14 protein-coding genes are annotated in these 22,950 nt (G+C 68.2%); 6 read left to right on the top strand and 8 right to left on the bottom strand.

Annotation, left to right across the window (positions count from 1 at the left end; translation table 11 throughout):
• The first annotated feature begins 133 nt into the window (after positions 1-133).
• The 4 genes from QTI51_RS20995 (at position 134) to QTI51_RS21010 (ending at position 5,542) form a co-directional block, all read left to right on the top strand.
• A complete protein-coding gene (locus tag QTI51_RS20995; protein ID WP_286515548.1) occupies positions 134-1,075 on the top strand; it encodes a Bug family tripartite tricarboxylate transporter substrate binding protein in 942 nt (313 codons plus the stop codon).
• A 47-nt stretch (positions 1,076-1,122) separates the two neighbouring features.
• Positions 1,123-2,232: a mandelate racemase/muconate lactonizing enzyme family protein gene (locus QTI51_RS21000; RefSeq protein WP_286515549.1), complete on the top strand. Its 1,110-nt coding sequence runs from the start codon at positions 1,123-1,125 to the stop codon at positions 2,230-2,232.
• Positions 2,233-2,251: 19 nt separating this feature from the next.
• Positions 2,252-3,709: a lyase family protein gene (locus QTI51_RS21005; protein WP_286515550.1), complete on the top strand. Its 1,458-nt coding sequence runs from the start codon at positions 2,252-2,254 to the stop codon at positions 3,707-3,709.
• Positions 3,710-3,928: 219 nt separating this feature from the next.
• Entirely contained in the window at positions 3,929-5,542 is a 1,614-nt protein-coding gene (locus tag QTI51_RS21010) for a hypothetical protein (protein WP_286515551.1), read from the top strand.
• Between the two features lie 55 nt (positions 5,543-5,597).
• Here QTI51_RS21010 and QTI51_RS21015 read toward each other — a convergent pair whose 3' ends face one another.
• From QTI51_RS21015 to QTI51_RS21025, 3 genes are all read right to left on the bottom strand, one after another.
• Positions 5,598-5,936: a PRC-barrel domain-containing protein gene (locus tag QTI51_RS21015; protein WP_286515552.1), complete on the bottom strand. Its 339-nt coding sequence runs from the start codon at positions 5,934-5,936 to the stop codon at positions 5,598-5,600.
• A gap of 159 nt (positions 5,937-6,095) precedes the next feature.
• Positions 6,096-11,201 (bottom strand): autotransporter outer membrane beta-barrel domain-containing protein, encoded by a 5,106-nt coding sequence (locus tag QTI51_RS21020; protein WP_286515553.1) that lies wholly within the window; start codon positions 11,199-11,201, stop codon positions 6,096-6,098.
• A 185-nt stretch (positions 11,202-11,386) separates the two neighbouring features.
• Complete coding sequence (locus QTI51_RS21025) at positions 11,387-12,496, bottom strand: MFS transporter (RefSeq protein WP_286515554.1); 1,110 nt, start codon at positions 12,494-12,496, stop codon at positions 11,387-11,389.
• A gap of 176 nt (positions 12,497-12,672) precedes the next feature.
• On the opposite strand from QTI51_RS21025, the gene gcvA reads away from it, so the two are divergent.
• Positions 12,673-13,611 carry a transcriptional regulator GcvA gene (gcvA, locus tag QTI51_RS21030; RefSeq protein ID WP_286515555.1) on the top strand — a complete coding sequence of 313 codons (939 nt, stop codon included), beginning with the start codon at positions 12,673-12,675 and terminating at the stop codon, positions 13,609-13,611.
• A 31-nt stretch (positions 13,612-13,642) separates the two neighbouring features.
• On the opposite strand, the gene QTI51_RS21035 is transcribed toward gcvA, so the two are convergent.
• From QTI51_RS21035 to QTI51_RS21055, 5 genes are all read right to left on the bottom strand, one after another.
• Complete coding sequence (locus QTI51_RS21035; protein ID WP_286515556.1) at positions 13,643-16,270, bottom strand: TonB-dependent siderophore receptor; 2,628 nt, start codon at positions 16,268-16,270, stop codon at positions 13,643-13,645.
• Positions 16,271-16,550: 280 nt separating this feature from the next.
• Positions 16,551-17,570, bottom strand: coding sequence for a FecR domain-containing protein (locus tag QTI51_RS21040; RefSeq protein WP_286515557.1), 1,020 nt, complete (start codon positions 17,568-17,570; stop codon positions 16,551-16,553).
• A 12-nt stretch (positions 17,571-17,582) separates the two neighbouring features.
• A complete protein-coding gene (locus QTI51_RS21045; RefSeq protein ID WP_286515558.1) occupies positions 17,583-18,140 on the bottom strand; it encodes a sigma-70 family RNA polymerase sigma factor in 558 nt (185 codons plus the stop codon).
• A gap of 45 nt (positions 18,141-18,185) precedes the next feature.
• Positions 18,186-20,366: a TonB-dependent siderophore receptor gene (locus tag QTI51_RS21050; protein WP_286515559.1), complete on the bottom strand. Its 2,181-nt coding sequence runs from the start codon at positions 20,364-20,366 to the stop codon at positions 18,186-18,188.
• A gap of 255 nt (positions 20,367-20,621) precedes the next feature.
• Positions 20,622-21,512: a LysR family transcriptional regulator gene (locus tag QTI51_RS21055; RefSeq protein WP_286515560.1), complete on the bottom strand. Its 891-nt coding sequence runs from the start codon at positions 21,510-21,512 to the stop codon at positions 20,622-20,624.
• 196 nt (positions 21,513-21,708) lie between these two features.
• On the opposite strand from QTI51_RS21055, the gene QTI51_RS21060 reads away from it, so the two are divergent.
• Positions 21,709-22,917, top strand: coding sequence for a CaiB/BaiF CoA transferase family protein (locus QTI51_RS21060; RefSeq protein WP_286515561.1), 1,209 nt, complete (start codon positions 21,709-21,711; stop codon positions 22,915-22,917).
• Positions 22,918-22,950 lie beyond the last annotated feature (33 nt).

Consider the following 22,950-nt stretch of genomic DNA (forward strand, 5'->3'; position numbering starts at 1 on the left):
AACGGACGAAATATGTCATTTTACAGAATGATCTCCGGCGTCAAGAATCCAGCCAGCAGCACCCAGAGACAACAGGCACAAGGAGACAGACATGAATCAGACACGCAGGACCGCACTTGCAAGCGCAGCGGCCATGTTGTTGGCAGCCAGCACCGGCACGGCATGGGCGGCGGGGTCGTGGCCGGATCACCCGGTCCGGCTGATCGTTCCCTACCCCGTCGGCGGCGGCGGAGACACGGCGGCGCGCCCGCTGGGCATCTACCTGTCGAAGAAGCTCGGCCAGCAGATCGTGGTGGACAACCGCGGCGGCGCCAACGGCAACATCGGCATGGAGTTGGTGGCGAAATCGCCGGCCGACGGCTACACGCTGGTACTTGCCTTGACGTCGCAGTTGGCCGTCAACCAGACGCTCTACAAGCAGCTGAGCTACGACCCCGCCAAGGACTTCGAGCCGATCGCGCTGGTCGCCTCCGCGCCCTACTTCCTCGCCCTGAACCCGAAGGTGCCCGCGAAGGACTTGAAGGAGTTCATCGCGCTGGCCAAGGCCAATCCAGGCAAATACTCGTTCGGTTCTTCGGGCAACGGGAGCGGCCCGCACCTGTCGATGGAACTGCTGAAGTCCATGGCCGGGATCGACCTGCTGCACGTGCCGTTCAAGGGCACCGGCCCGGCCATGCCCGCCCTGCTCGGGGGCGATGTGGATGCGATGTTCGTGAGCTACGGCGTGGGCTCCGGGCAGATCAAGGCCGGCAAGTTGCGCGCCATTGCGGTGTCGTCGTCGAAGCGCGCGCCGACGCTGCCCGACATTCCGACCATCGCGGAGGCCGGCGTGCCCGGCTACGACTCGGGCGTCTGGTACGCGCTGCTGGCACCCAAGGGAACGCCCGCGAGCATCGTCCAGCGCATCAACACCGACATCAACGCGCTGCTGAAAGAGGGCGACCTGAAAAAGGCGTTTCTCAACGACGGCATCGTCCCGATCGGCTCGACGCCCGAGGGGCTGGCCACCTACATCAAGTCCGAGTCGACCAAGTGGGCCGACATCGTGCGCCGCTCCGGCGCAACCATCGATTGATGCGCGCGCATTCCCCCGCCACCCCAAGAACCAACTGAACACTGACCATGAAAATCGAACGCGTCGAGGCCATTGCCGTGCGAATCCCGCTTGCCAAGGTGTTTTCCGGTAGCTCTTACCAGGTCGATACCCGCGCCACCATCATCACGCGCATCTACACCGACACCGGGCTCGTGAGCGAGGTCTACAACGGTGACGAGCGCGAGCACGGCCTCGAAATCGCCGCCCTCATCGAAGGTGCGATGGCACCGCTGCTGCTGGGCGAATCCATCTTCGCGCACGAGCTGCTATGGGAGCAGCTTTTTCAACTGACCATCGGCGCCGCGAATCGGCCGCTGGTCATGAATGCCATCGCCTGTGTCGATACGGCGCTCTGGGACCTGAAGGGCAAGGCCCTCGGCACCAACGTGTGCAACCTGCTCGGCGGCTACCGGCAAGAGCTGCCCATCATCGCGATCGCGGGCTACTACCTGCCGGGCAAGGTCCCGGCCGACCTGGCGCCCGAGATGGAATGGCTCAAGTCCGTGGGCATGGCCGGCTGCAAGGTGAAGGTCGGCAAGGCCTCGCCGGAAATCGATGCGGAGCGCGTCAAGCACGCCCGCAGGGGCGGCGGCGACGACTTCCTGATCGCGGTGGATGCGAACCGCGGCTGGAGCGTGGCCGACGCGACACGTTTTGCGCGGCTGGTCGAACCCTATGAGATCGCGTGGTTCGAAGAGCCGTGCCACTGGCACGACGACGCGCGCGGAATGGCGCAGGTGCGGCGCGCGACATCGATCCCGATCAACGCAGGCCAGAGCGAAGTGAGCGCGGCGGGCGTGCGCCGCCTGCTCGATGCCGACGCGGTCGACATCGTCAACTTCGACGCCTCCGAGGGCGGGGGCATCACCGAATGGCGTCGGGCCGCCGCGGCCTGCGCGCTGGTGGGCGTGAAGATGGCGCACCACGAAGAACCGCAGATCGCCTCCCACATGCTCGGCGCATTGCCGCACGGCATCTGCGTGGAGTGCTTTCCGGATCCCGACCGCGATCCGATCTTTCCGGGCATGTGGGTCAACCCGCCCAGGATCGATCGCGGCACGTTGAGCATTCCGCAGGGCCCGGGGTTCGACATTCGGCTCGACTGGGACATGGTGAAGCGGTACCGGATCAACTGACTTCACGAGTTCCACGGACTTGACGGACTTCACCAACATGACCCAACCCCGGCGCGATGCCAATTCCGAGTTCCGCGGCGGCACGCGCAGCGCCGGCATGCTCGGCGAGATCAACCGCGCATCGCTGTCGATGCTGGCGTCGACGGGCATCCTGGACAGCGAGGTGTGCGCCAGGCTGGCGGCCGCCATGCAAGAGATCGACACCCGCATGGCCAGCGCGCAGGCATCACCGGACGCAGCTGCTGCTGCAGCGTCGTCGGATTACCTCGACTACGAGCAGCGCCTGGAGGCGCTCGCCGGCCCGGAGGCCTCGCTTCTGCACCTCGGGCGCAGCAGGCAGGACATCGCAGCCACCATCTCGCGAATGAACCTCAGGCTCGATGCGCTGTCTGCCCATCGCTTGTTGCTGGAGGCCCGAGGCGAATTCGTCGCGCTCGCGGCGCGGCATGTGCACACGCCCGTGCCCACGTTCACGCACGGCATGCAGGCGCAGCCGACCACCTTCGCGCACTACCTGCTGGCGTTCGCCGACGCGTTCGGCCGCCAGCTCCTGCGCATCGAGCGGGCCTACGACACCATCAACCGATGCCCGCTGGGCGCAGCCGCGGTCACGACCAGCAGCTTTCCGGTCGACAGGGCGTTGCTGGCCGACCTGCTCGGCTTCGACGGCCTGATCGAGAACGCCTACGACGCGAACCACATCGGTTCGGTGGACAGCTGCCTCGAACTGGCTGCCGCGATGGCGGGATGCGCGGTGCAGATCAGTCAGTTCGCGCAAGACCTGCATGCGATCTGCTCGGCCGCACGCCCCTGGATTTCGCTCGAGGGCGCCAGCCTCGTGGGGCGCAGCAGCCTGATGCCGCAGAAGCGCAATCCCGCGGCGCTGGAGCAATTGCGGGCGCAAAGCGCGTTGCTGCTTTCCGAAAGCCAGGCGCCGTACTACCTCGCGCACAACGTGCGAACGGGCATGTTCGACTACCGGGCCTACGACCCTCTGGCGCGGCGCCGCCAGGAGGACCTGTTCCGTCTGCTGACGCAGGTCGTGCAGGGCTTGCGCGTCGATGCGCACGCGGCACGCCTGGAGATCGACGGCGAGTTCTCGACACTGACGGAACTTGCAGACCGGCTGTACCAGATCGGGAAGGTTCCGTTTCGCGCAGGCCACGAGTTCAGCTCGAACCTCGCGGAACTGGCGCGACGCGAAGGCGCGACGCTCAAGGACTTCGGGCAGCCAAGAATCGCGTCGCTCTACATGGAAACGTACGCGAAGCCGTTTCCACTGAGCGAACGGGAGTGCGCGGAATGCTTCGACGCGGACTTGATGATCGCTCGACGCCGGGGTCGTGGCGGGCCACAGGCTGAAGAAGTGAATCGAATGTTGAATGCCTCGCGGGCAGACCTCGGCGCGAGGGCAGACTGGCAGCGTGCGCAAGCGCAACGAATCGAGAGCGCTAGCGCCAGGCTCCAGCATCGGTGACGAGCAAGCGTCGCGCGCCAGACGCCGCCTCGCGGTGTTGACGCAGACGTCTGGGCATCGGCCTTGCCGGCCGCCTGGACCTTCGCATTCCTACCGGTTTCAGGGATAAGCAGCCGCCATCGCCGGTGCTAGCATTTTTCGCTCCGACACCCGCTGGCGACCACGATGCTCCTGCCCCTCCAACTTCGACCCGTCCTCGAACTGTGTGGAATCGCCGCGATGGCCCTGCTGCTTTCGAGTTGCGGGGGCGGCAGCGGCAACTCGTCGGGCTTCGTGCCGTTCCTGCCGCCCGCGCAGACACCTGCGCCAGAGGTCGTGCCCGGTCCCTTGAAGATCGGCGGCACCATCAGCGGCCTGGCGGGTACCGTGGTGCTGCAGAACAACGCGGGCGAAACGCTTACGTCCAGCACCGACGGCAGCTTCGCGTTTGCCACGGCCGTGCCGTATGGCGGCGCGTACGCGGTGACGGTGGCGACGCAACCCGTGGGCCAGACATGCAGCGTCGGCCATGGCGCGGGCACGGTCGGCACCCATCCGGTCAACGACGTGGCTGTAGTCTGTTCCACCAACGCCTACACCGTGGGCGGAACGCTCACCGGGCTGGCCGGCACACTCGTGCTGCGGAACAACGCCGGCGATGCGCTCACGCTGGGTACCGACGGTAGCTTCACCTTCGCCGCGCCCGTGGCCCATGGCGCCACCTACGACGTGACGGTGCTCAAGCAGCCGGCCGCGCAGACCTGCACCGTGTCCAACGGCAGCGCCACGATGGGTGCGAGCAACGTCACCGGCGTCGGCGTGGTGTGCGCCACCAACGCCTACACGGTGGGCGGCACGCTCTCGGGCCTGAGCGGCACCGTGGTGCTGCAGAACAACGGCGCCGACAACACCTCGTTGAACGCCGACGGTGCCTTCGCCTTCGCCACGCCGGTGGCCAGCGGCGGCAGCTACGACATCACGGTGCTGAGCCAGCCCGCGGCGCAGACCTGCACCGTCCTCAACGGCTCGGGCACGCTGGCCGGCGCCAATGTGACGAACGCGAGCGTCACCTGCGCCACGAACAGCACGACGCTGTCGCTCAACGCACCGGCCGTGGTCGTTCCCGTGAACGGCGCGGCGCGCACACTGAACGTGACCAACACCGGCTCGAACACCGCCACCCACATCACGGTGACGCGGCCCGGCGGCTGGAGCGCGCTCACCGTGGACAACAGCGCCTGCGCAGTGCTTGCGCCGGGCGCCACCTGCACCTTGTCGTTCACGGCGACGGCGCCCTACGTGGCCAGTAACGCGGTGAGCGTGCAAGGCGACAACACGCCTTCGGTGAGCGCGGTGATCGGCTTCTCGCTGCACAACTTCCTGGTGTTCGACATACCGTCGGCCGGCAATGCCACGGTGGTGGACAGCGCAGACCTCAGCGTGATTCCGGGGCCGTACTACAACTGGGGGCTCCCCGTTGCGGTTCCGGGCGCGATGTCATTGACCGACGGCGAAGCCAATACGCAGGCCATGCTGGGCGCAATGAGCAACTCGCCGTTCGTCTCGGTCGCGGGAGCCTGTCGCGCCAGCGGGCAGGCCGGCCTCACCTGGTATGTGCCGGCGGTGTGCCAGCTCGGCTCGAGCGGCGTTTGCAGCGCGAGCACGGCAAGCGTCCAGAAGAACGCCGTCGACCTCGGGCTGGGCCAGTTCGCCGGAACCGACATCGAACGCTGGAGCTCCACGCAGGCCAGCCCGGGCCTGGCATGGACACACACGAGGACCGATGGCTCCGTCGCGACGCGCACCACGTCTTACGGCTTGCCGGTTCGGTGCGTGGCGTCGGCGACCTGGTAGCTGCAAGCATGGCGCGCCTGGCCTGCCAGAAGACGAAGCGCCGCGGTGCAGACCCTCAGAGTCCGTAGTACTTGTTGATGCTGCCGGTGTACATGTCGTCGTACTCCGGCACGCTGGCATCGGCATAGCGCGGCGCGCCGTCGAGCACCGCCTTGTCGAGCGGCACGACGTAGCCGTCCTGCGACGTGTCGTACTTCAACATGCTCCACGGAATGGGATAACGGTCGGTCCCCATGCCCAGGAAGCCACCGAACTCCAAAACCGCGTAGCGCACCTGCCCCGACAACTTGTCGATCATGAGGTCGTCGATGGTGCCGAGCTTGTCACCCGACGTGCCGTAGACGCTCGTGCCCTCTACCCGGTCCGACGAAATGACGTTCGACGTGCTGGTCATCACTGTCTCCTTGCCGGCGCATCTAGGCGACGCCGGCGATGCTGCAAAGCCCAGGCCGCTGGTGTCGCTCCCGCGCGCACGGCCCCTCATCGGCCATGCGCGTTTTCAGGTGTAGGAATTTTCTCTAGCGATGGCTGCAGCTGCGGCGCTTCAAGCGCTTCACCACTTCACCCGCACGCCCAGCGAGCCGTTCACCGAGCTCTTCACCTTCGCATTGCCCCCCGATGCCCACAGCTTGCCCAGCTCGCCGTACAGGCTCGTCGACGGGCTCAACGCCAGCGTGAAGCCCCCCGCCAGCTCGGAACTCGTGCCGCCCGTGGGCGCCGCGATGTCCGTGGTGGTGGCGCCGTTGACGAAGCGCGCGATGTCCGCGCCGCTCGACGTCTTGTAGACGTTGAAGCGGCCATACGGCTGCAGCGTGCCCACGCCGGTATCGAGCTGGCCCTTCAGCCGCACGCCCGCCCGCGCGATCCAGCCGTTGTCGGCCTGCGGCTGCACCACCGCGCCCGTGATGACCGAGTTGCCCAGGTCCATGTGCTGGTGAATCAGCTGCAGCTGCGGCTCGACGCTCCAGCCGCTGCCGCCCAGTGCAAAGGCCTGGCCCACTTCGATGGAGCCCAGCAGGCTGTTGCCCTTGCCGCCGGTGCCGAAGCTCAGCAGCGGCTCCACCGTGTAGCGGTGGCGGCCCGACTGCACCACGGCGTCGGCGTAGAAGCCGCTGTCGCCGGTGTAGGTGCCGTAGACGCCCACGTACTGGCTGCGCAGGTCGTTGCGGCCCACGGCCAGGTTCTGGATGCCGCTGGCGAAGCCCCTCACGCGCGCATCGCCGTCGAGCTGGCCGACGTACAGGCCGGCGCGCCAGTTCGATGTGGCCAGCAGGTCGGTGCCGGCCTGGAAGCCGGTGAGGCGGCCCTTGCTGTTCGGCGACACGGCGCCGCCTTGCTGGATGTCGATGTCGATGGAGAGCATGCGGGCCCAGGCGCGGCGGTCCGAACCCGTCGGGGCTGTCGCCGTGCCCTTCACATCGTCGTCGCCCACGCGCTTGCGCAGGTCGCCCAGCATCGCGAGGTTGCCCTGGCGCAGCTGGCTGGGCAGCGAGGCGAACAGCGAGGCTTCGGGCCGGTAGGTGACGATCGGCACGCCGGGTGCGCCCGGGCTGGTCGGCGATGTCGCCGCGGGAATGCTGGAGCGCAGGAACCAGTTCTCGCCCGCGCCGCTCGCGTCCGCCGCGTACAGCCGGTACTCGTAGGCACCCGCATCGACATGGCCGCCGGCCAGCGAGAAGGCGTCCTTCGTGGTCTGCGCGGTGGTGGTCGCGCCGCCTTGCGCGGTGACCACCTCGATGCCGTTGCCCGCGGTGAGCGCGCCCAGGCCGCCGAGGTTGGTCACCTGCACGCTGGTCTTGCCGCTGGCGGTGCCGCCGTTGATCACCAGGCGGTCCGAAGGGCCGGTGCCGCTGAGCGCGGTGCCGAGCTTCAAGACGCCGTTGTTGCCGACGTAGTTGCCGTTGACGGTGAGCGTGGTGCCCGTCACTGCGCCCACCAGCGACACGGTGCCGCTGTTGGCGAGCGAGGCCACGCTCTGGTTGAAGCCCGCGAGGTCGAGCGTGGCGCCGGCGGCCACGCTGTGCGCCGATGCCGCGCTGAACGTGTTGGCCGCACCCGCCTTCAGCGTGCCCTGCGCAACGTTGGTCGCACCCGTGTAGGTGTTGGCGCCCGACAGCGTCAGCGTGCCCGTGCCCTGCTTGGTGATGAAGCCGCCGCCGCTGATCGCGCCCGCGATCGTGGCGCTGAAGGCACCGGTGTCGATGACCGGATCGTTCTGGCCCGTGAGCTTCACGGCGTTGGCGAGCACCACGCCGTCGGCGCTGAAGCCCAGCGTGGTGTCGTCGTCCATCGACAGCGCGCCGGTGCCCAGCGCCTGGCTGTGGCCGACGTTCAGCCGGCCCTGGCGCAGCGACGTGCCGCCGGTGTAGGTGTTGGCGCCCGAGAGCGTGAGCGCACCGGTGCCGACCTTGACGAGCGAGCCGCCGTTGCCGGAGATGACGCCGGAAACTTCGGTGTCGGTGTTCAGGCCACCGGTGGTCAGTGCTTTGGTGCCGAGGAGCACGTTGCCAGCGCCCGACAGCGAGCCGATGGATACGCCGTTCGCCCCGAGCAGGCTGATGCGCACGCGGCCGCCCGCGTTGTTGATCACCGTGGCCTGGTCGGCCGTGGCGGTGTCGAAGAAGTCGACCAGGCCGCCAGTTTCGTTGACCAGCGTGGCTTGCCCGGCGGAGCCAGTGTTCAGGAAATCGGTATGCCCGCCTGCGAAATTGGTGATGTGCGCCTTGCCCGCGGTGGCGTTGTCCCACACCGTGGTGCCACCGCCGCGATTCTCGATGGAAGCGTTGCCGGCCGTGGAGTTGTCGGCAAACGTCACGTTACCGCCCGCGGCGGTAACCAAGGTCGCGCTCCCAGCCGAACTCTTGTCCTTGAACTCCACATAGCCGCCATTGATCAGCCCGTCGCGCGCAGCCATGGCAATGCTCAGGTTGCCGGCATCCGCGGTGCCGCGGAAAACCAGGCCGCCACCGCCGTTCACCGCCACGTCGCCCGTGCCCAGCGCACCGCTGACCATTGCGTTCACCGTGCCGCCGTTGATCGATGTACCGCCCGCATACGTGTTGGCAGACGCCAGCGTCAACGTGCCGACCCCGGTCTTGACCAGGCGGCCAGGGCCACCCACGGTGGAAGTCACTGCCAGGGTATTGAACGGATCCGCGACATCGAGGGTGCCGCCACCGCTGCCCAACGTGATGCCGCGCGACAGGGTGCTGAACGCCGAGCCGGTCACCTTGAGCGCGCCGCCGTCGAAGGTGAGCGCGCCCGCTGGATCGCCCAGCGCCGCATCGTTCGCGACCGACAGCGTGCCGGCCTTGAGGGTGGTGCCGCCGGTGTAGGTGTTGGCCCCCGTCAGCACCAGCGTGTCGACGTCGTCTTTCTGCAGGCCGCCAGCGCCCACGATCACCGAGTCGATGGTGGCCGTCATGCCGATCTTGATGCCCGTGCCGTCGCCCACGCGGAAGTTGGTGTTGGGGGCGGTGATGGTGAGCGCGTCGCCGTTGATCACGTAGCCGTCGGTCATGAACTGCACGCCGCCCACGCGCACCGCGCCTCCCACGCCCGTGTTGTCGACGGTGACGGTGCCCGCGGTCGCGCCGAAGATGGCCACGCTGTCCTGCATCCACGTGGTGTTGACGCTGCCGGTCGTGTCGGTCCAGCCTTCGGCCGGCGAGCCGGCGCGCCAGGTGCCGCTGCCGCCGCTGACCTTGCCGTCGTTGTAGTCGCCGTTGTTGCCGCCGTCCCACAGGCCGAGCGACAGGCCCTGGGTGTTGACCAGGTTGACCTGCTTCGAGATGCTGGTCTGCAGCGAGAGGTCGCTGAGGGCCCCCGGCGCGGTGTTGATCGTCATGCCGGCGTCGGTCAGCGTGCCGGTGTAGTTGATGAGGCGGTACAGCCCCGCGCCGAACTGTCCGCCCGGCGCCTTGACGATGTTGAGCTTGCCCGCCAGCGTGAGGTCGCCGTTGACGTTGAGCAGGTCGTTGTTCGCGCCACCCCAGACGCCGGCGTCGCCCAGGTCGAAGTCGAGCGAGGAAGCACCGTCGAGCACGAGGGTGCCGACGCTCATCGGGCCGATGCCGTTGCCCACGGACAGGCGGCCGCCGACGATTTCGACCTGGCCGGAGATGGTGCCGCCGCCCGTGAGCGTGGCGCCGGCGTTGACCTGCACGTTGCCCGTGCCGGTCGCGCTGCCGCTCGCGTTGTGGATGGACAGCGTGCCGGCGTTGACGACGACCGGGCCGGTGTTGGTGCTGGCGGTGTTCAGCACCAGCGTGCCGATGCCGTCCTTCGTCAGCGAGCCGCCGCCCGAGAACGCGCCTTGTATCACCAGCGTGTCTTTGCCTTGCAGCGCGAGCTTGCCGCCGGTGGCGATGTTCACGTTGTTGTTCAGTGTTCCGACGACCGACGTCCAGTCGAGGCCGCTGGAGCCTGTCACCGTCAACGCCCCGCTGCCCAGCCCGGATTCATGGCCGAGCAGCAGGGCGCTGGAGGCCAGCGTGACGCCGCCCGTGAAGCCAGTGTTGTTGCCCGAGAGGCCGCTGGCAGTGGCGCCGTTGACCACGAGCGAGCCCGCGCCGCTGATGGTGTTCGCAAGCTTGGCGCCGTTCAGCTCCAGCGTGCTGCCCTTGTCGACCTGAACGGTGGCAGCGGCGTCGAGGCGAGCCCCCGCGCCGACGCTGAGCGTGCCCTGCGCGACCTGCACGCTGCCCGGCTTGAACGGCGAATTGAGCTGCGAAGACGTGCGATCGAGCTCCCAGCGGCCGTCGCCGACTTTCACGACACTGCCTTCGAACGTGGTCTCTCCGGTCACCGCGTTGGAATACACGCCGGTGGTGCCGGCCGCGCCGTCGAGCGTGAGCACCGAGTCCTTGCCCGCGATGTTGAGGTTGCCCTTGATCTGGCCTTCGGTGAACAGGCTCACCTTGTGGCCGCCGGCGCCGCCGAGGACCACGTGGCCGTTGATCTGGGCTGCGTTGATCAGCGTCGTGGCGGGGCCGGTGTTGATGGCGTTGTTGTCGGCGCCGATGACCGATCCCAGCTCGTTGGTGATCTTGGTGGCGCCGACCTTCGAAATGATCGCGTTGAGGCCTTGGCCCAGGATCTGGCTTTTGCCGGTGTTCAGGATCTCGCCGCCGTTCTGCAGCTCGATGCCGTAGCTGTTCGTGCTGCTGATCGTGCCGCCGTTCGAATTGATGACAGTGCTTGTCGATTTCGCGAGAACGACGCCAAGGTTGTCGCCGATCGCCTGGCCGCCAAGATTCCGGAAGACGCTGTTGGCGCCGGTCAAAAGCGCGATGCCGCCGCCCTGGATGGTGGCACCGGAAGCGTTGGTCACTGTCACGTCGTCCTCAGTCGAAACGACCCCCAACCCCGAAAGTCCTGCGGTCCCAATCACGCCTTCGTTGCGCAATTCGGTGCCGGCCGCGACGAAGTTGCTGTTGCCGGTCGTGCCCGTACACAGGTTGACGTTGCCGGTCAACACGCAGTTTGCAAACGCGGGCCCCGCCGACCCGAACAGCGCGGCCGCCAGCAGCACGCCGGACGCGCCGACCCGCGTGGTCACGCTGGAGCCGCTGCGCTTGCCTCGCGCCTTGGCGGTTTCGGAAACGGCCACCCAAGCGCCCGTGGATGTGTTCCACACGCTGCGGAAATTCGTGTTCATCTTGTCTCCCCCTGGTCTTCTCGGCCCCAGAAACGGGGCAAAAGGCGCGAAGCTGAACGGCGCCTGACGGAATTGCGGGCGAAGTGTAAGGTTCTGTTGCTTTTTGTCGCTATACCTAAAACTAGGTAAGTTCCCTGCCTTCTTACAATTTCCCGGAGCAAGCAAACCGGGCAATAACTGGGGTATTAACCGGGGCGCGCCACGGTGCCGGCGGTCAGGGGAACAAGGCACATCAACCCGGCCACCACCCAGAAAGCGGCCGGCAAACCGACCGCATGCGCCACCAAACCGATGCCCGCGGGCCCCACCAGGATGCCGGCGTAGCCCGCGGTGGTGATGACCCCCACGGCCAGGGCCGGTGGCATGGCGGCTTGCGTCCCCGCCCTGCGGAACAGCACCGGCACGACGTTGGACGCGCCCAGCCCGATGAGAAGAAAGCCCGCCATCCTGGCCACCGCGCCCGGCGCCGCCAGCAGCACGACGAAGCCGATCACGGCCAGCACGCCGCTCCCGCGAAGCATGCGCAGGTCGCCGAAGGCCGCGGCGGCCTTGTCGCCCGCGAGCCGGCCGGCCGTCATGGCGACGGCGAACAGCATGTAGCCGACGCCGCCATGGCTGGAGGCGACGAGGCCGGCGTCGGTGATCAGAAGCGCGCTCCAGTCCAACATCGCGCCTTCGGCCAGGAAGGCAGCCGCGGCCAGCCCTGCGAGCAACAGCACGATGCCACGCGGCCGCACGAAGAGCGGCCCTTCGACCCGGCCCTGCGCGCCCGCGAGCAGGCGCGGCCACGCACAGGCCATGGCCGTCGCCATGGCCGCGGCGCAGGCCAGCGTGCCCGCCAGCGGCGCGACGCCCCAGGACAGCAGCGCGGTCATCGTGGCCGCGCCAGCGAAGCCGCCGATGCTGAAGAGCGCATGAAAGCCCGACATCAACGGCCTGCCCGCGGCCCGCTCCACCTCCACCGCGTGCACGTTCATCGCCACGTCGATCGACCCGAGCGCGGCGCCGAAGGCGAACAGCGCGGCGGCCAGCGCCAGGGGCGTCGCGGCGACCGACAGCGTGGGCAGCACCAGCACAAGGCCGAAGCCGCCGGCCAGGATGACCGGCTTGCTGCCGAAGCGCGCGCTCAACGGGCCGGACGCCAGCATCGCGACGAGCGAGCCGACACCGAGGCACAAAAGCAGCAAGCCGAGCATGGCCTCGTCGATGGCCAGCCGCTGCCTGGCGAACGGCACGAGCGGCGCCCAGCAGGCGATGCCGAAGCCCGCTACCAGAAACGAGAGGCGGGTGCCCACCCGCGCCGCAGCGTCATCGGAAGGCGAGGACGTCTTTTCACGCCGCTTCAGCGGAAGCCCAGGCTGGCCGTTCAAGCTCCGGCAATGAATGAGATTTTCTAGAAGATCGAAGGGACGCATGCCGGAATGCTAGGGAGCGGTAAGCTGTGCGACTATCGACTTTTATGGCTGGACCCATGAGCTCACCTCATGCCAACGTGCGGCGGCTGCCGTCGCTCAACATGCTGCGCGCCTTCGAGGCGGCGGCGCGGCTGCGCAGCGTGACGCGCGCGGCCCACGAACTGAGCGTGACCCAAAGCGCGGTCAGCCACCAGATCAAGGGGCTGGAGGAATGGCTGGGCGTGGCGCTCGTCGCGCGCGAAGGCCGGCAGCTCGCGCTCACGCCCGAAGGCGCCGCCTACCTGCCGAGCCTGAGCAGCGCCTTCGACCTGCTGGCGGACGCGACCGAGCGCATCGGCCGCACCACGCGGCGCCGCACGCTCACGGTCAATGCGCTGCCGACGCTGGCCGCGCAATGGCTCATTCCGCGCCTGGCCGGCTTCTGCGCCCAGGTGCAGGACGCCGACGTGCAACTGGCCACCACCGTGAGCGTGCTGGACTTCGTGCCCGCGGCGTTCGACGTGTCGATTCGCTGCCTCTCCGCGGACGAGCTGGCCATGCTGCAGGCGCGCCCCGGATGGCGCGGCGTGCGCTTCGGAGCCTTCCTGCCCGATGCGCTGACGCCGGTGTGCAGCCCCGCGCTGCTCGCCCGCTCACCCGCGCTGCGCAAGCCCGCCGACCTGGCCCGCCACACCTTGCTGCACAGCCGCTCGACACCGCTGGTGTGGCGCGACTGGCTGGCGGCCGCGGGCGTGGGCAAGTTGCGCCCGGCGGCCGAACTGGGGTTCGACCACGCGCACCTCGCGGTGCAGGCGGCCGTGCAGGGCATGGGCTTTGCGCTGGGCAACCCCGACCTGGTGGCGGACAGCGTGGCCGGCGGCCTGCTGGCCATGCCGTTCAGCGCCTGGACCACGCACGAGAAGGAGTTCTACTGGATTCTTCCGGAGCGCTCGGCGCAGGACGCCGACGCGCTGGCGTTCTGCGACTGGCTGCAGGCCAGCGGACGCACCGGCTGACGGCGCCGGGCCGGCACGGTCGGCGTCCGACCTAGAAGGTGTACTTGGCCGTCAGCTTGAGCTTGCGCGGCTCGCCATACACGTCGGTGCCCCACTGGGTCGAATAGCCGATCGCCTGGTAGTACCTCTTGTCGAAGAGGTTGCTCACGTTCAGCTGGATGTCCAGCTTCGGCGTGGCGCGGTAGCCGACCACCACCTCCGTCACCGCGTAGCTGCCCTGCTGGTTGCGCCACGCGTAGCCGGCGGTGGTGCCGTCGTTGTAGGCACGGCTTTGCCAGTTGACGCTGCCGCCCACGCGCCAGCGGCTCCACTCGCCGCTGAAGCGGTACATGGTGGAGAACTTCAGCATGTTCTGCGGCGTTGCCGTGGAAAAGCGCTGGCCGATGCGCGAGGCGGTGGCGTCCCTCACATAGCGCGTGTCGCTGTAGGTGTAGCCGGCGCCAATCTGCCATTGCGGCGTGAGCGCTCCCTGCACTTCCAGGTCGATGCCCTTGGTGCGCACCAGCCCGGTGGCTTCGGAGCACGAGGTCTCGGGGTAGCTCGGGCAGGCGCTCTGGTCGTCCAGCACGCGCGAGCGGTTCTTCTGGTCGATCTGGAAATACGCGAGGCTCGCGTTCAGCGTGCCGCCGAGGTATTCGCCCTTCACGCCCACCTCGTAGTTCTCGCCCACGACGGGCTTGAGGATGTTGCCGTCGATGCCCTTGGACGTCTGCGGACTGAAGATGTCCGTGTAGCTCGCGTACACCGTGTGGTTGCGGTCCAGGTCGTAGGTGACGCCCGCGTAGCGCGTGACGTTGCGGTCGACCTTGTAGCTGCCCGAGCCGCTGAGGTTCTCGTACTCGTACCAGTCCAGCCGCCCGCCCAGCAGCAGCTTCCAGCGGTCGGTCAGCTCGAAGTGCGCGGCCGCATAGGCGCTGTCCTGCTTGACGACGGAGGCCGACGGCGTGCCCGTGAACTGCTCCAGCGGCGCGGTCGTGAGCCACGGGTTCCAGGTGAACACGTTGACGCCTTCGATGGTGGAAGGCGTCAGCTTCTTGCCGTACGAGGTCGACTCCATCGACTGGTGCGTCACGCCCGCGACCACCTGGTGCTTGCGCCCCAGCAGGCTGAACGGCCCGGCGACGGACGCGTCGTAGTTCTCGTCGCGATAGTTGTACTTGCCGCCCCACAGCGACTGGTAGAAGTTGTTGCCGACGTCGCTGGACGAGCGTCGGTACGTGGCCGAGCCCAGCAGGTCGAGGTCGCGCCAGCGCTGCAGGGTGGCCAGGCGCAGCTTCCAGTCCTCGCCGAAGCCATGCTCGAGAGTGGCGAAGGCGGTGGTGACGCGGTTCTTCGAATACTCCCAGTCGTTGCCGATCAGGGTAGAGCGCGGCAGGTTAAGGTGCGAGCCCAGGCCCGACAGCGGCATGTCGTACCACCAGTGGTTGGCGTAGTCGGTCTGCCGGTGCGCGCCCACGGTCAGCGTGGTGCGCTCGCCCAGGTCGGCTTCCAGCACGCCGTAGAAAAGGCCGTGCTTCTGCTTTTCACCGTCGCGGAAAGTGCCCGTGTCCTGGCCGGCGGCCACCACGCGCCCGCGCAGCGTGCCCGCGGCGTTCAGCGGGCCGCCGATGTCGGCGCTGGCGCCATAGTCGTCCCAGCTGCCGGTGTCGATGCTCACCGAGCCCTGGAACTCCCGCGTGGGCCGCTTGTGCACCATGTTGATGGCGGCCGAGGGGCTGCCCGCGCCCTGCGCCAGGCCGGTGGCGCCGCGCACCACCTCGACGCGGTCGAACAGCGCCAGGCTGGCCTGCGAGGTCGGGATGTAGCTGCTCCAGGTGCTGGTGAAGCCTTCGTACATCACGTTGGCGTTGAAGCCGCGCGCGGTGAAGTTGGGGCGGCCGGTGCCGTCGGAGTTGCTGACGAACAGGCCCGGCGTGTTGCGCACCACGTCCACGATGCTGGTCATCGCCTGGTCGTCCATGCGCTGGCGGGTGATGACGGTGGCCGACTGCGGCGTTTCGCGCAGCGACAGGTCGAGCTTGGTCGCGGTCGATGTCGCCGCGGTGGTGTAGCTCTGCGTGCCTTCGGTCGTGCCGATGCGTTCGGCGTCGGCGGTGACCATCACCGCGGGCAGCGACGACTCGGATGCGGGCGCTGCCGCGGATGCCGCAGATGCCCCGGCCGACGCATTCGACGAAAAGGGCCTCACCGAATAGGTGCCGTCCGGCTGCCGGATGGCCTGCAGCCCCGTGCCTGCCAGCAAGGCGCCGAACGCGGCTGGCAAGGCGTAGCTGCCCTTCAGGCCGGGGCTGGCCTTGCCGCTCGTGAGGTCGCCCGAGGCGGTGAGGAAGATGCCGGCCTCCTCGGCGAAGCGGTTCAGCGTGCCGGCCAGCGGGCCGGCGGGAATGTCGTAGGGGCGGGCTTGCGAGGCACCGGAGGCACCGGAGGCAACGGGGACAACGGGGACGGTGGAAGCAGTGGTGTTGGCCTGCGCCCGCGCATCGCCGGACCATCCGCCCGCCGCCGCGACCAGCCCGGCAACAGCCAGGTGCACCGCGCGCACGATGGGCCGCACCGGGGAATGCACGGCCGGCGATGAATTGCGGCGCGGGAACGGCATGGGCAGCTCGGCGCGCGCGAACGCGGCATCGGCGCCGCGGCTTGGGGGGTTGCAAGGCATGGAAGGGGTTCCCTCTGACTGGAAAGATTGCAAGGCGAGAGGGTTCGTCGACGGAGCGACCGGCCGCATGAACAGCCACGGTGCGGTGCGGTGCGGCGCGGTGCGCTGCGGTGCAGTGCCCTGCCGCGCACCGCGCGGAGGCCACCCGCTGGCCGGCTGCCGTTCGTTCGAACTTCTCTCTCTCACCTGCCAGATCGGACGAGATGGAAAAACCCGAACCGCTTCAACGAAAAAACTTCAGGTTTTTTTTCGTCATGCCGGACACCGTGCCGCCCGGCCTCTACCGGGCCACGATCGTCGTCCACCAAGGCAGGGTGCGCTGGACGCGAACGGGCAGGTTGCGCTCCAGCATCGCCAGGGCGCGCTCCGGGTCGTGCGCCGGGAAAACGCCCATCACCAACAGCCCCTCAACCTCCGGTGCCACGCCGATGTGTCCGTGCCGGTAGCGCCCCAGTTCTTCCACCAGCACCGCCAGCGGCACGTTGTCGGCCAGCACCACGCCGCGGCTCCAGGCCTCGCGCGCCCGGTCCGCGGGCTCGACGGAAGAAATCGATCCGGCATCGAAGCTCGCGCGCTGCCCCGCCTCCACCCGCAGGGCAGCGCCCGTGGCCGTGCGCACCGCGACCGCGCCTTCGAAGACATCGAGGCGGGTGGCCGCGTCGCTCAGGCGCACGGTGAAGCGCGTTCCGAGCGCCTGCATGCGCCCGTTGGGCGTGTCGACGAAGAACGGCCGCCGCGCGCCGTCCTTGGCGGTGTCGACCAGGATCTCGCCGGCGCGCAGCGACAGCCGCCGCGCGTCGGGCTGGTAGTCGACATCGAGCGCGGTGTCGGTGTTCAGCCAGACCTTCGAGCCGTCGGCCAGCCGCAGGTCGCTTCGCTCGCCCGTGCCGGTGTGGTGGTCGGACCGCAGCGCCAGCAACAGGCCGGGCAAGGGCGTGCAGCGCCAGCCGATCCACCCCGCCAGGCCCGCGGCCAGCACGCCGGCCAGGCCGTTGACTGCCTGCCTGCGAGTCGATGCGCCATCGAGCACGCCTTTCCGAACGCCCTTCCGCGTGACCTTGCGCGCCACCGTGGCGCCCGCGATCGCCGCGTGGCGGCCACCGGGACGCAAGGGCTCGAACTTGCTGCTGACCGCCTCGATGTGCAGCCACGCCCTGGCGTTCTCGGGCCGCCCGGCCAGCCACGCCTGCCAGAGCTGGCTGTCTCGCGCCGTCGCGCTGTCGCCGCGAAGCACGGCGTACCACTCGGCCGCCTGCTCGAGGCTGTCGAAGTCGGCCTGCACCGCGGTGCCGTCAGTCAATGCGTGCCACCGCTACGCCGCATGAAAGCCGGCATCGATCAGCGCGCACTGCAACATGCCTTGCGCGATGTACTTCTGCACCATGCGCTCGGACACGCCGAGCTCGCGGGCGATGTCGCGGTACGGCACGCCGTCGATCTGCGCCATGACGAAGGCGGTGGCCGCTTTGTGCGACAGCCGGCTGAGCATGGTGCCGATCTCCAGCAAGGTCTCGATGACGATGGCACGGTGCTCGGGCGAAGGCTCGTGGCAGTCGGGCCGCGCGGCCAGCGTCTGCAGCCAGGCCTGCTCGATCTCGCGGCGCCGCCACAGGTCGATGCACAGCCCGTTGGCGGTGGCGCGAAGGTAGCCCCGTGCCTCGGCGAAGCTGTTGAACCCGCGCGAGGCGGGCTTGACCATCAGCCGCACGAAGGTGTCGTGCGCCAGGTCGGCCGCGTCGGCCGCGTTGCCCAGCTTGTGGCGCAGCCGGCCCTGCAGCCAGCCGTGGTGGCTGGTGTAGAGGTCGGTGATGTCCGCGAAGTCCGCGATGCCCCTGATGTCCTGGGGCTCGGGGCAAAGGTGTGCGGCCATGGTCGCCATGTGCGCTCGATCGGTCGTGCCGGATGCCGGCCAGCCTCAGAACTTGTATTTCACCGAGAGCGTGGCGTTGCGCGGGGCCAGGTAGGTGAGCTGGCTGTACGCGTCGAACATGCCGTAGTACTTCCTGTTCGTCGCGTTGTTGATGTTGAGCTGGGCCGACAGCCGGGGCGTGAACTCGTAGCGCGCCATCAGGTTGACCAGCGCATAGGCGCCCTGGTCGATGCGCTGCGTTTCGCCCAGCGGGTTGACGGCGTTGGTGTAGGTCTTGCCCTGCCAGCTCACGCCGCCACCGAGCGTGAGCGCGCTCCATGCGCCGGGCAGGCGGTAGGTGGTGAACAGCCGCACCAGCTTGCGCGGGTAGATGCTGTTCACGTCCTGCCCGTCCTCGTCCTTCAGGCGGTACTGCGTGTAGCCGGCGCTGACGTTCCAGCCGCGCGCGAGCTCGCCCGTGAGCTCCAGCTCGAAGCCGTTGCTGGTGGCGCCGTCGGAGGCGCGGTACACCGTTTCGGGCAGGCCGCCCAGGCCGGTGAGCCGGTCGGTGGTGGCGACGGCCAGGTTCTTCTGCTTGATGTGGAACACGGCGGCCGAGGCGTTCACGCGCCCGTCGAGAAATTCGCCCTTCACGCCGGTCTCGAAGCTCTTGCCCTTGATGGGGTCGAGGTAGGTGCCGTTGATGTCGCGCGCGTTCTGCGGCTGGAAGATGTCGGTGTAGCTCGCGTACAGCGAGAGTTCCTTGCTCATGTCGAAGACGATGCCCGCGTAGGGCGTGACTTCGCTGTTGAACTTCAGGCGGTAGGGGTTGCTGTAGATGTCGTCGCCGGTCTTCTCGTAGTTGGTGACGCGCGCGCCGACGATCAGCTTGAGCGGGTCGGCGAGGTTCAGTCGCGCGGCGCCGTACAGGGCGTCCTGCCTGGTCTCGCTCTTGCCGTAGTAGCTCAGCGCGCCCCACGCCGGCTCGGGGTAGGCGCCGCTCCAGTTGTTGAAGTCGCTCGCCATGCCGAACGACGGCGTGGCCGAGCGGCTGTTGGCGATGAACTTCTGCGTGGAGCTGGTGTAGCCGAAGGCCAGTTCGTGGTCGCGCCCGAGCAGCTTCACGGTGCCGCTGGCGGCCGCGCTGAAGTCGTCCTGCTTGGTCTTCACGTTGTACGAAGCCGCGAACGCGGACATGCCCAGGCCGGTGAAGACGCTGGGCGCGCCCGACAGGTACAGCAGGTAGGAGTCGGCCTTGCGCTCGCCGTGGTTGTAGCTGAGCTTGAGCTTCCAGTCGTTGGAGAAGCGGTGCTCCAGCGAGGCGAAGTAGGTGTCGTAGTCGGTGTTCCAGCGCGTCCAGTCGGCGGCGCTGGTCTTGGAGGTGTCCCAGTTGGTGCGGATGCCCTCGCTGTACCAGACCGGCAGGCCGCCCCACATCGGGCCCTTGGTGTCGAACTTCTGGCGGCTCAGCCCGGCGGTGAGCAGCGTGCGCGGCCCCAGGTCGGCCTCCACTGTGGCGAACAGGGTGCTGTTGCGGGTGCTCAGGCCGCGGATGTAGCTGTCCTTGTCGTCGGTTTCGCCGACGATGCGCGCGCGCACGGTCTTGGCTTCGTTCAGCGGCGTCGACAGGTCGACCAGCGCGCGGCGCTGGTTCCAGCTGCCGGCCTCCAGCTCGACGCTGCCGGTGAACACGTTGCTGCTGGCGCGCTTGCGCACCAGGTTGATGGCCGCGGAGGGGTCGCCGGCACCGGTGGTGAGGCCGGTGGCGCCGCGCACCACTTCCACACGGTCATAGGTGGCGAGGCTGGTGAAGACCTCGCCCGAGCTCCACGGCTGCTCCCAGGTGGTGGGCACGCCGTCGATCAGCAGCGTGTTGATGTCGAAGCCGCGCGCGGTGAACTGGCCGCGGCTGGTCTCGTACTGGTTGACGGACACGCCGGTGGTGTTGTTGATGACGTCGGTGATGGTCTTCAGGCCCTGGTCCTCGATGCGCTGCTTGGTCACCACCGTGACCGACTGCGGCGTTTCGCGCACGCTCATGCTCAGCGGCGTGGCCGTCCTGGAGGCGCCGGTGGTGTAGGAGCCGGTGCCCTCGGTGGTTTCGCTCTGGCCCGTGGCCTCGACGGTGACCGCGGGCAGCGAGTCCTTGGACTCCTGCGCCGCCGCCAGCGCGGGAATGGCCATCGCGATGCACAGCGCGAGCCGGTTGAGTTGGCCGCCGCGTGCCTTGGAATGCCTTGATTTCATGACCCTCGTCATCTGGTGTCCTGCTGGAAAAAACGCTGTGGAAACTCTGGAGTCCAGCCCGTCCGGCCTGCGCTTCTTTGCGATATCGGCGCCGCGGATTACTTGAACCCAGTCATCAAATAAGAATGATACGCATTTGATAATTGTTCTTAGGCATTGATCAGTTGTCAGTCGGCAACAAACAACAGCTCCCAATTTCCTCCACGTTCCTGTGCTGGGCGCGCCCAGGCTTGCCGCACCGCCCGCCTTGCTGCGCTACGCGCGCTCCTTCGCCACCAGGAAATCGATGAGCGTGCGCACCGCCTGCGTCTGGTACCTGCTCGGCACGTACAGCAAGAACTTCTGCGTCGCCAGGAAGTCCAGGTCCCCGTCCTTCAGCGGCACGGCCTGCATCTCCCCGCGCGCCATCGGCGCCTGCACCATGTAGTCGGGCACCAGCCCGACGCCCAGCCCCTGCGCGATCGCATCGCACAGAAAGTGAAAGTTCGCCGAAATCAGCCGGGGCCGCGTGCGCAACGAGCCGGGCCCGCCCGCCTGCACGCCGGCCATGCTCAAGCGCTCGCCGGTCTGCTGCGAGGTGATGAGCGGCAGCTGCTTCAGCGCTTCGAGGCTCGTCGGCATGCCGTGCCGCGCGATGAACGAGGCGGTCGCGCAGGCCACGTAGTGCACCGGCCCCAGCTCGCGCGCCACCAGGTGCGCCGGCGGCTCGGCCATGACGCGCACCGCGAAATCGACCGAGCCCTTCACCAGCTCCTCGATGTCGTTGTCGAAGATCACGTGCAGCGTGATCTCCGGGTGCCGCTCCATGAACTCCGCCAGCCAGCCCGACATGCGCAGCTGCCCGTAGCCGCTGGGCACGCTCAGGCGGATCATTCCCTGCAGGCCCTTGCCCAGGCTGCTCACGGCCTCGGCCGCGGCCTTCACCTCGTGCCGCACGGCACGCCCGTGCGCGTAGAGCTTCATGCCCAGCTCGGTGGGCTCCAGCTGGCGCGTGGTACGCCGCAGCAGCTGCGCACCCAGCTCGCGCTCGAAGCGGTTGATGCGCTGGCTCACGTTGGCGCGGCTCATGCCCAGCATGGCGGCGGCCTTGCTGAGGTTGCCCGCTTCGATGATGTCGACCAGCAGGCCCAAGGCTTGAACATCCATTGTCAATTCCAGATTTACACAAACGTCATAAATGTCGCACGATTGTCAATTCTTGCGTGCCGACGAATAATTCGGGCATCCCCCGGCCCCCTGCCAGCCTTCAGTACGCACCGCAAGGTCCTCTCCTGCGGTCGCTGCTTGCCTTGGCTTGCCTCGCTCGTTTTTGCTCGTTCCAGTTCGTTCGCCCGATCCCCCCATGCCTCTGACCGCTCCTGTCCAGCCCCTGGCCGGCCTCCGTGTTCTCGACCTGTCCCGCGTGCTCGCGGGCCCGATGTGCGCCATGGCGCTGGCCGACCTGGGCGCCGACGTCATCAAGGTCGAGCACCCCAGCCGCGGCGACGACACGCGCGACTGGGGCGTGCGCGTGGGCACGCGCAACACCTCGTACTTCAACAGCGCCAATCGCAACAAGCGCTCCGTCACCATCGACCTGCAATCGGACGCGGGCGTGCAGATTGCGCGCGAGCTCGCCGACAAGTCGGACGTGGTCATCGAGAACTTCAAGGTCGGCGGCGCCGACAAGCTGGGCCTGGGCTACGAGGCGCTGAGCGCGTCGAACCCGCGGCTGGTGTATTGCTCCATCTCCGGCTATGCGCGCAGCACGCCGGAGGCGCAGCGCCCGGGCTACGACCTGCTGGTGCAGGGCGAGGCCGGCATCATGGCCATGAACGGCGAGGCCGGCCAGGGCCCGCTGAAGTTCGGCGTGGCGGCGGTCGACATGTTCACCGGCATGTACGCGGGCCAGGCCATTCTTGCCGCGCTGTACGAGCGCCATACCACCGGGCGCGGGCGCCACGTGCAGATGGCGCTGTACGACTGCGGGCTGATGATCACCTCCTACTACGGCATGGAAGCGCTGCTGAAGGCGGGCGACCCGCCCAAGTTCGGCAACGCGCACCCGTCGATCGTTCCCTACGGCGTGTTCGACGCCGCGGACGGCCCGGTGGTCATCACCGTGGGCAACAACGGCCAGTTCGTGCGCTTCTGCGAGCAGGTGGTCGGCCGGCCCGAATGGGCCACCGACCCACGCTTTGCCACCAACACCGCGCGCTCGGCCAACCGCGAGGTGCTGCTGCCGCTGGTGCGCGAAGCCTTGCGCGGCATGAGCCGCCGCGCGCTGCTCGACAGCCTCGCGCAAGCCAGCATTCCTTGCGGCGAGGTGCTCGGCATGCACGAGGCGCTGACCTCGCAACGCACCGCGCAGGCCAGGCTGCTGCACCACTTCGACGACACCGAGGCCGGGCAGCAGACCGTGCTCGCGCCGCCCTACGTGATGGACGGCGAACGCACGCCCGTGCGCCGCCCGCCGCCGCACCTGGGGCAGCACACCGACGAGGTGCTGCGCGAAGTGCTGGCCATGGACGACCAGGCCATCGCCGTGGCGCGCGCGCAGCAGGCGATCTGAACCCCAGCAGCGGGAACAGCGGGACCAGCGGGA

The sequence above is a fragment of the Variovorax sp. J22G73 genome, assembly GCF_030317035.1.
In the GTDB taxonomy this organism is placed as follows: domain Bacteria; phylum Pseudomonadota; class Gammaproteobacteria; order Burkholderiales; family Burkholderiaceae_C; genus Variovorax.

Coding starts and splice junctions, on each gene's coding strand:
- QTI51_RS20995 (WP_286515548.1), top strand. CDS start 134: ATGTTGTTGGCAGCCAGCACCGGCACGGCATGGGCGGCGGGGTCGTGG.
- QTI51_RS21000 (WP_286515549.1), top strand. CDS start 1,123: ATGAAAATCGAACGCGTCGAGGCCATTGCCGTGCGAATCCCGCTTGCC.
- QTI51_RS21010 (WP_286515551.1), top strand. CDS start 3,929: ATGGCCCTGCTGCTTTCGAGTTGCGGGGGCGGCAGCGGCAACTCGTCG.
- QTI51_RS21015 (WP_286515552.1), bottom strand. CDS start 5,936: ATGACCAGCACGTCGAACGTCATTTCGTCGGACCGGGTAGAGGGCACG.
- QTI51_RS21020 (WP_286515553.1), bottom strand. CDS start 11,201: ATGAACACGAATTTCCGCAGCGTGTGGAACACATCCACGGGCGCTTGG.
- gcvA (WP_286515555.1), top strand. CDS start 12,673: ATGAGCTCACCTCATGCCAACGTGCGGCGGCTGCCGTCGCTCAACATG.
- QTI51_RS21035 (WP_286515556.1), bottom strand. CDS start 16,270: ATGCCTTGCAACCCCCCAAGCCGCGGCGCCGATGCCGCGTTCGCGCGC.
- QTI51_RS21045 (WP_286515558.1), bottom strand. CDS start 18,140: ATGGCCGCACACCTTTGCCCCGAGCCCCAGGACATCAGGGGCATCGCG.
- QTI51_RS21050 (WP_286515559.1), bottom strand. CDS start 20,366: ATGAAATCAAGGCATTCCAAGGCACGCGGCGGCCAACTCAACCGGCTC.
- QTI51_RS21055 (WP_286515560.1), bottom strand. CDS start 21,512: ATGGATGTTCAAGCCTTGGGCCTGCTGGTCGACATCATCGAAGCGGGC.
- QTI51_RS21060 (WP_286515561.1), top strand. CDS start 21,709: ATGCCTCTGACCGCTCCTGTCCAGCCCCTGGCCGGCCTCCGTGTTCTC.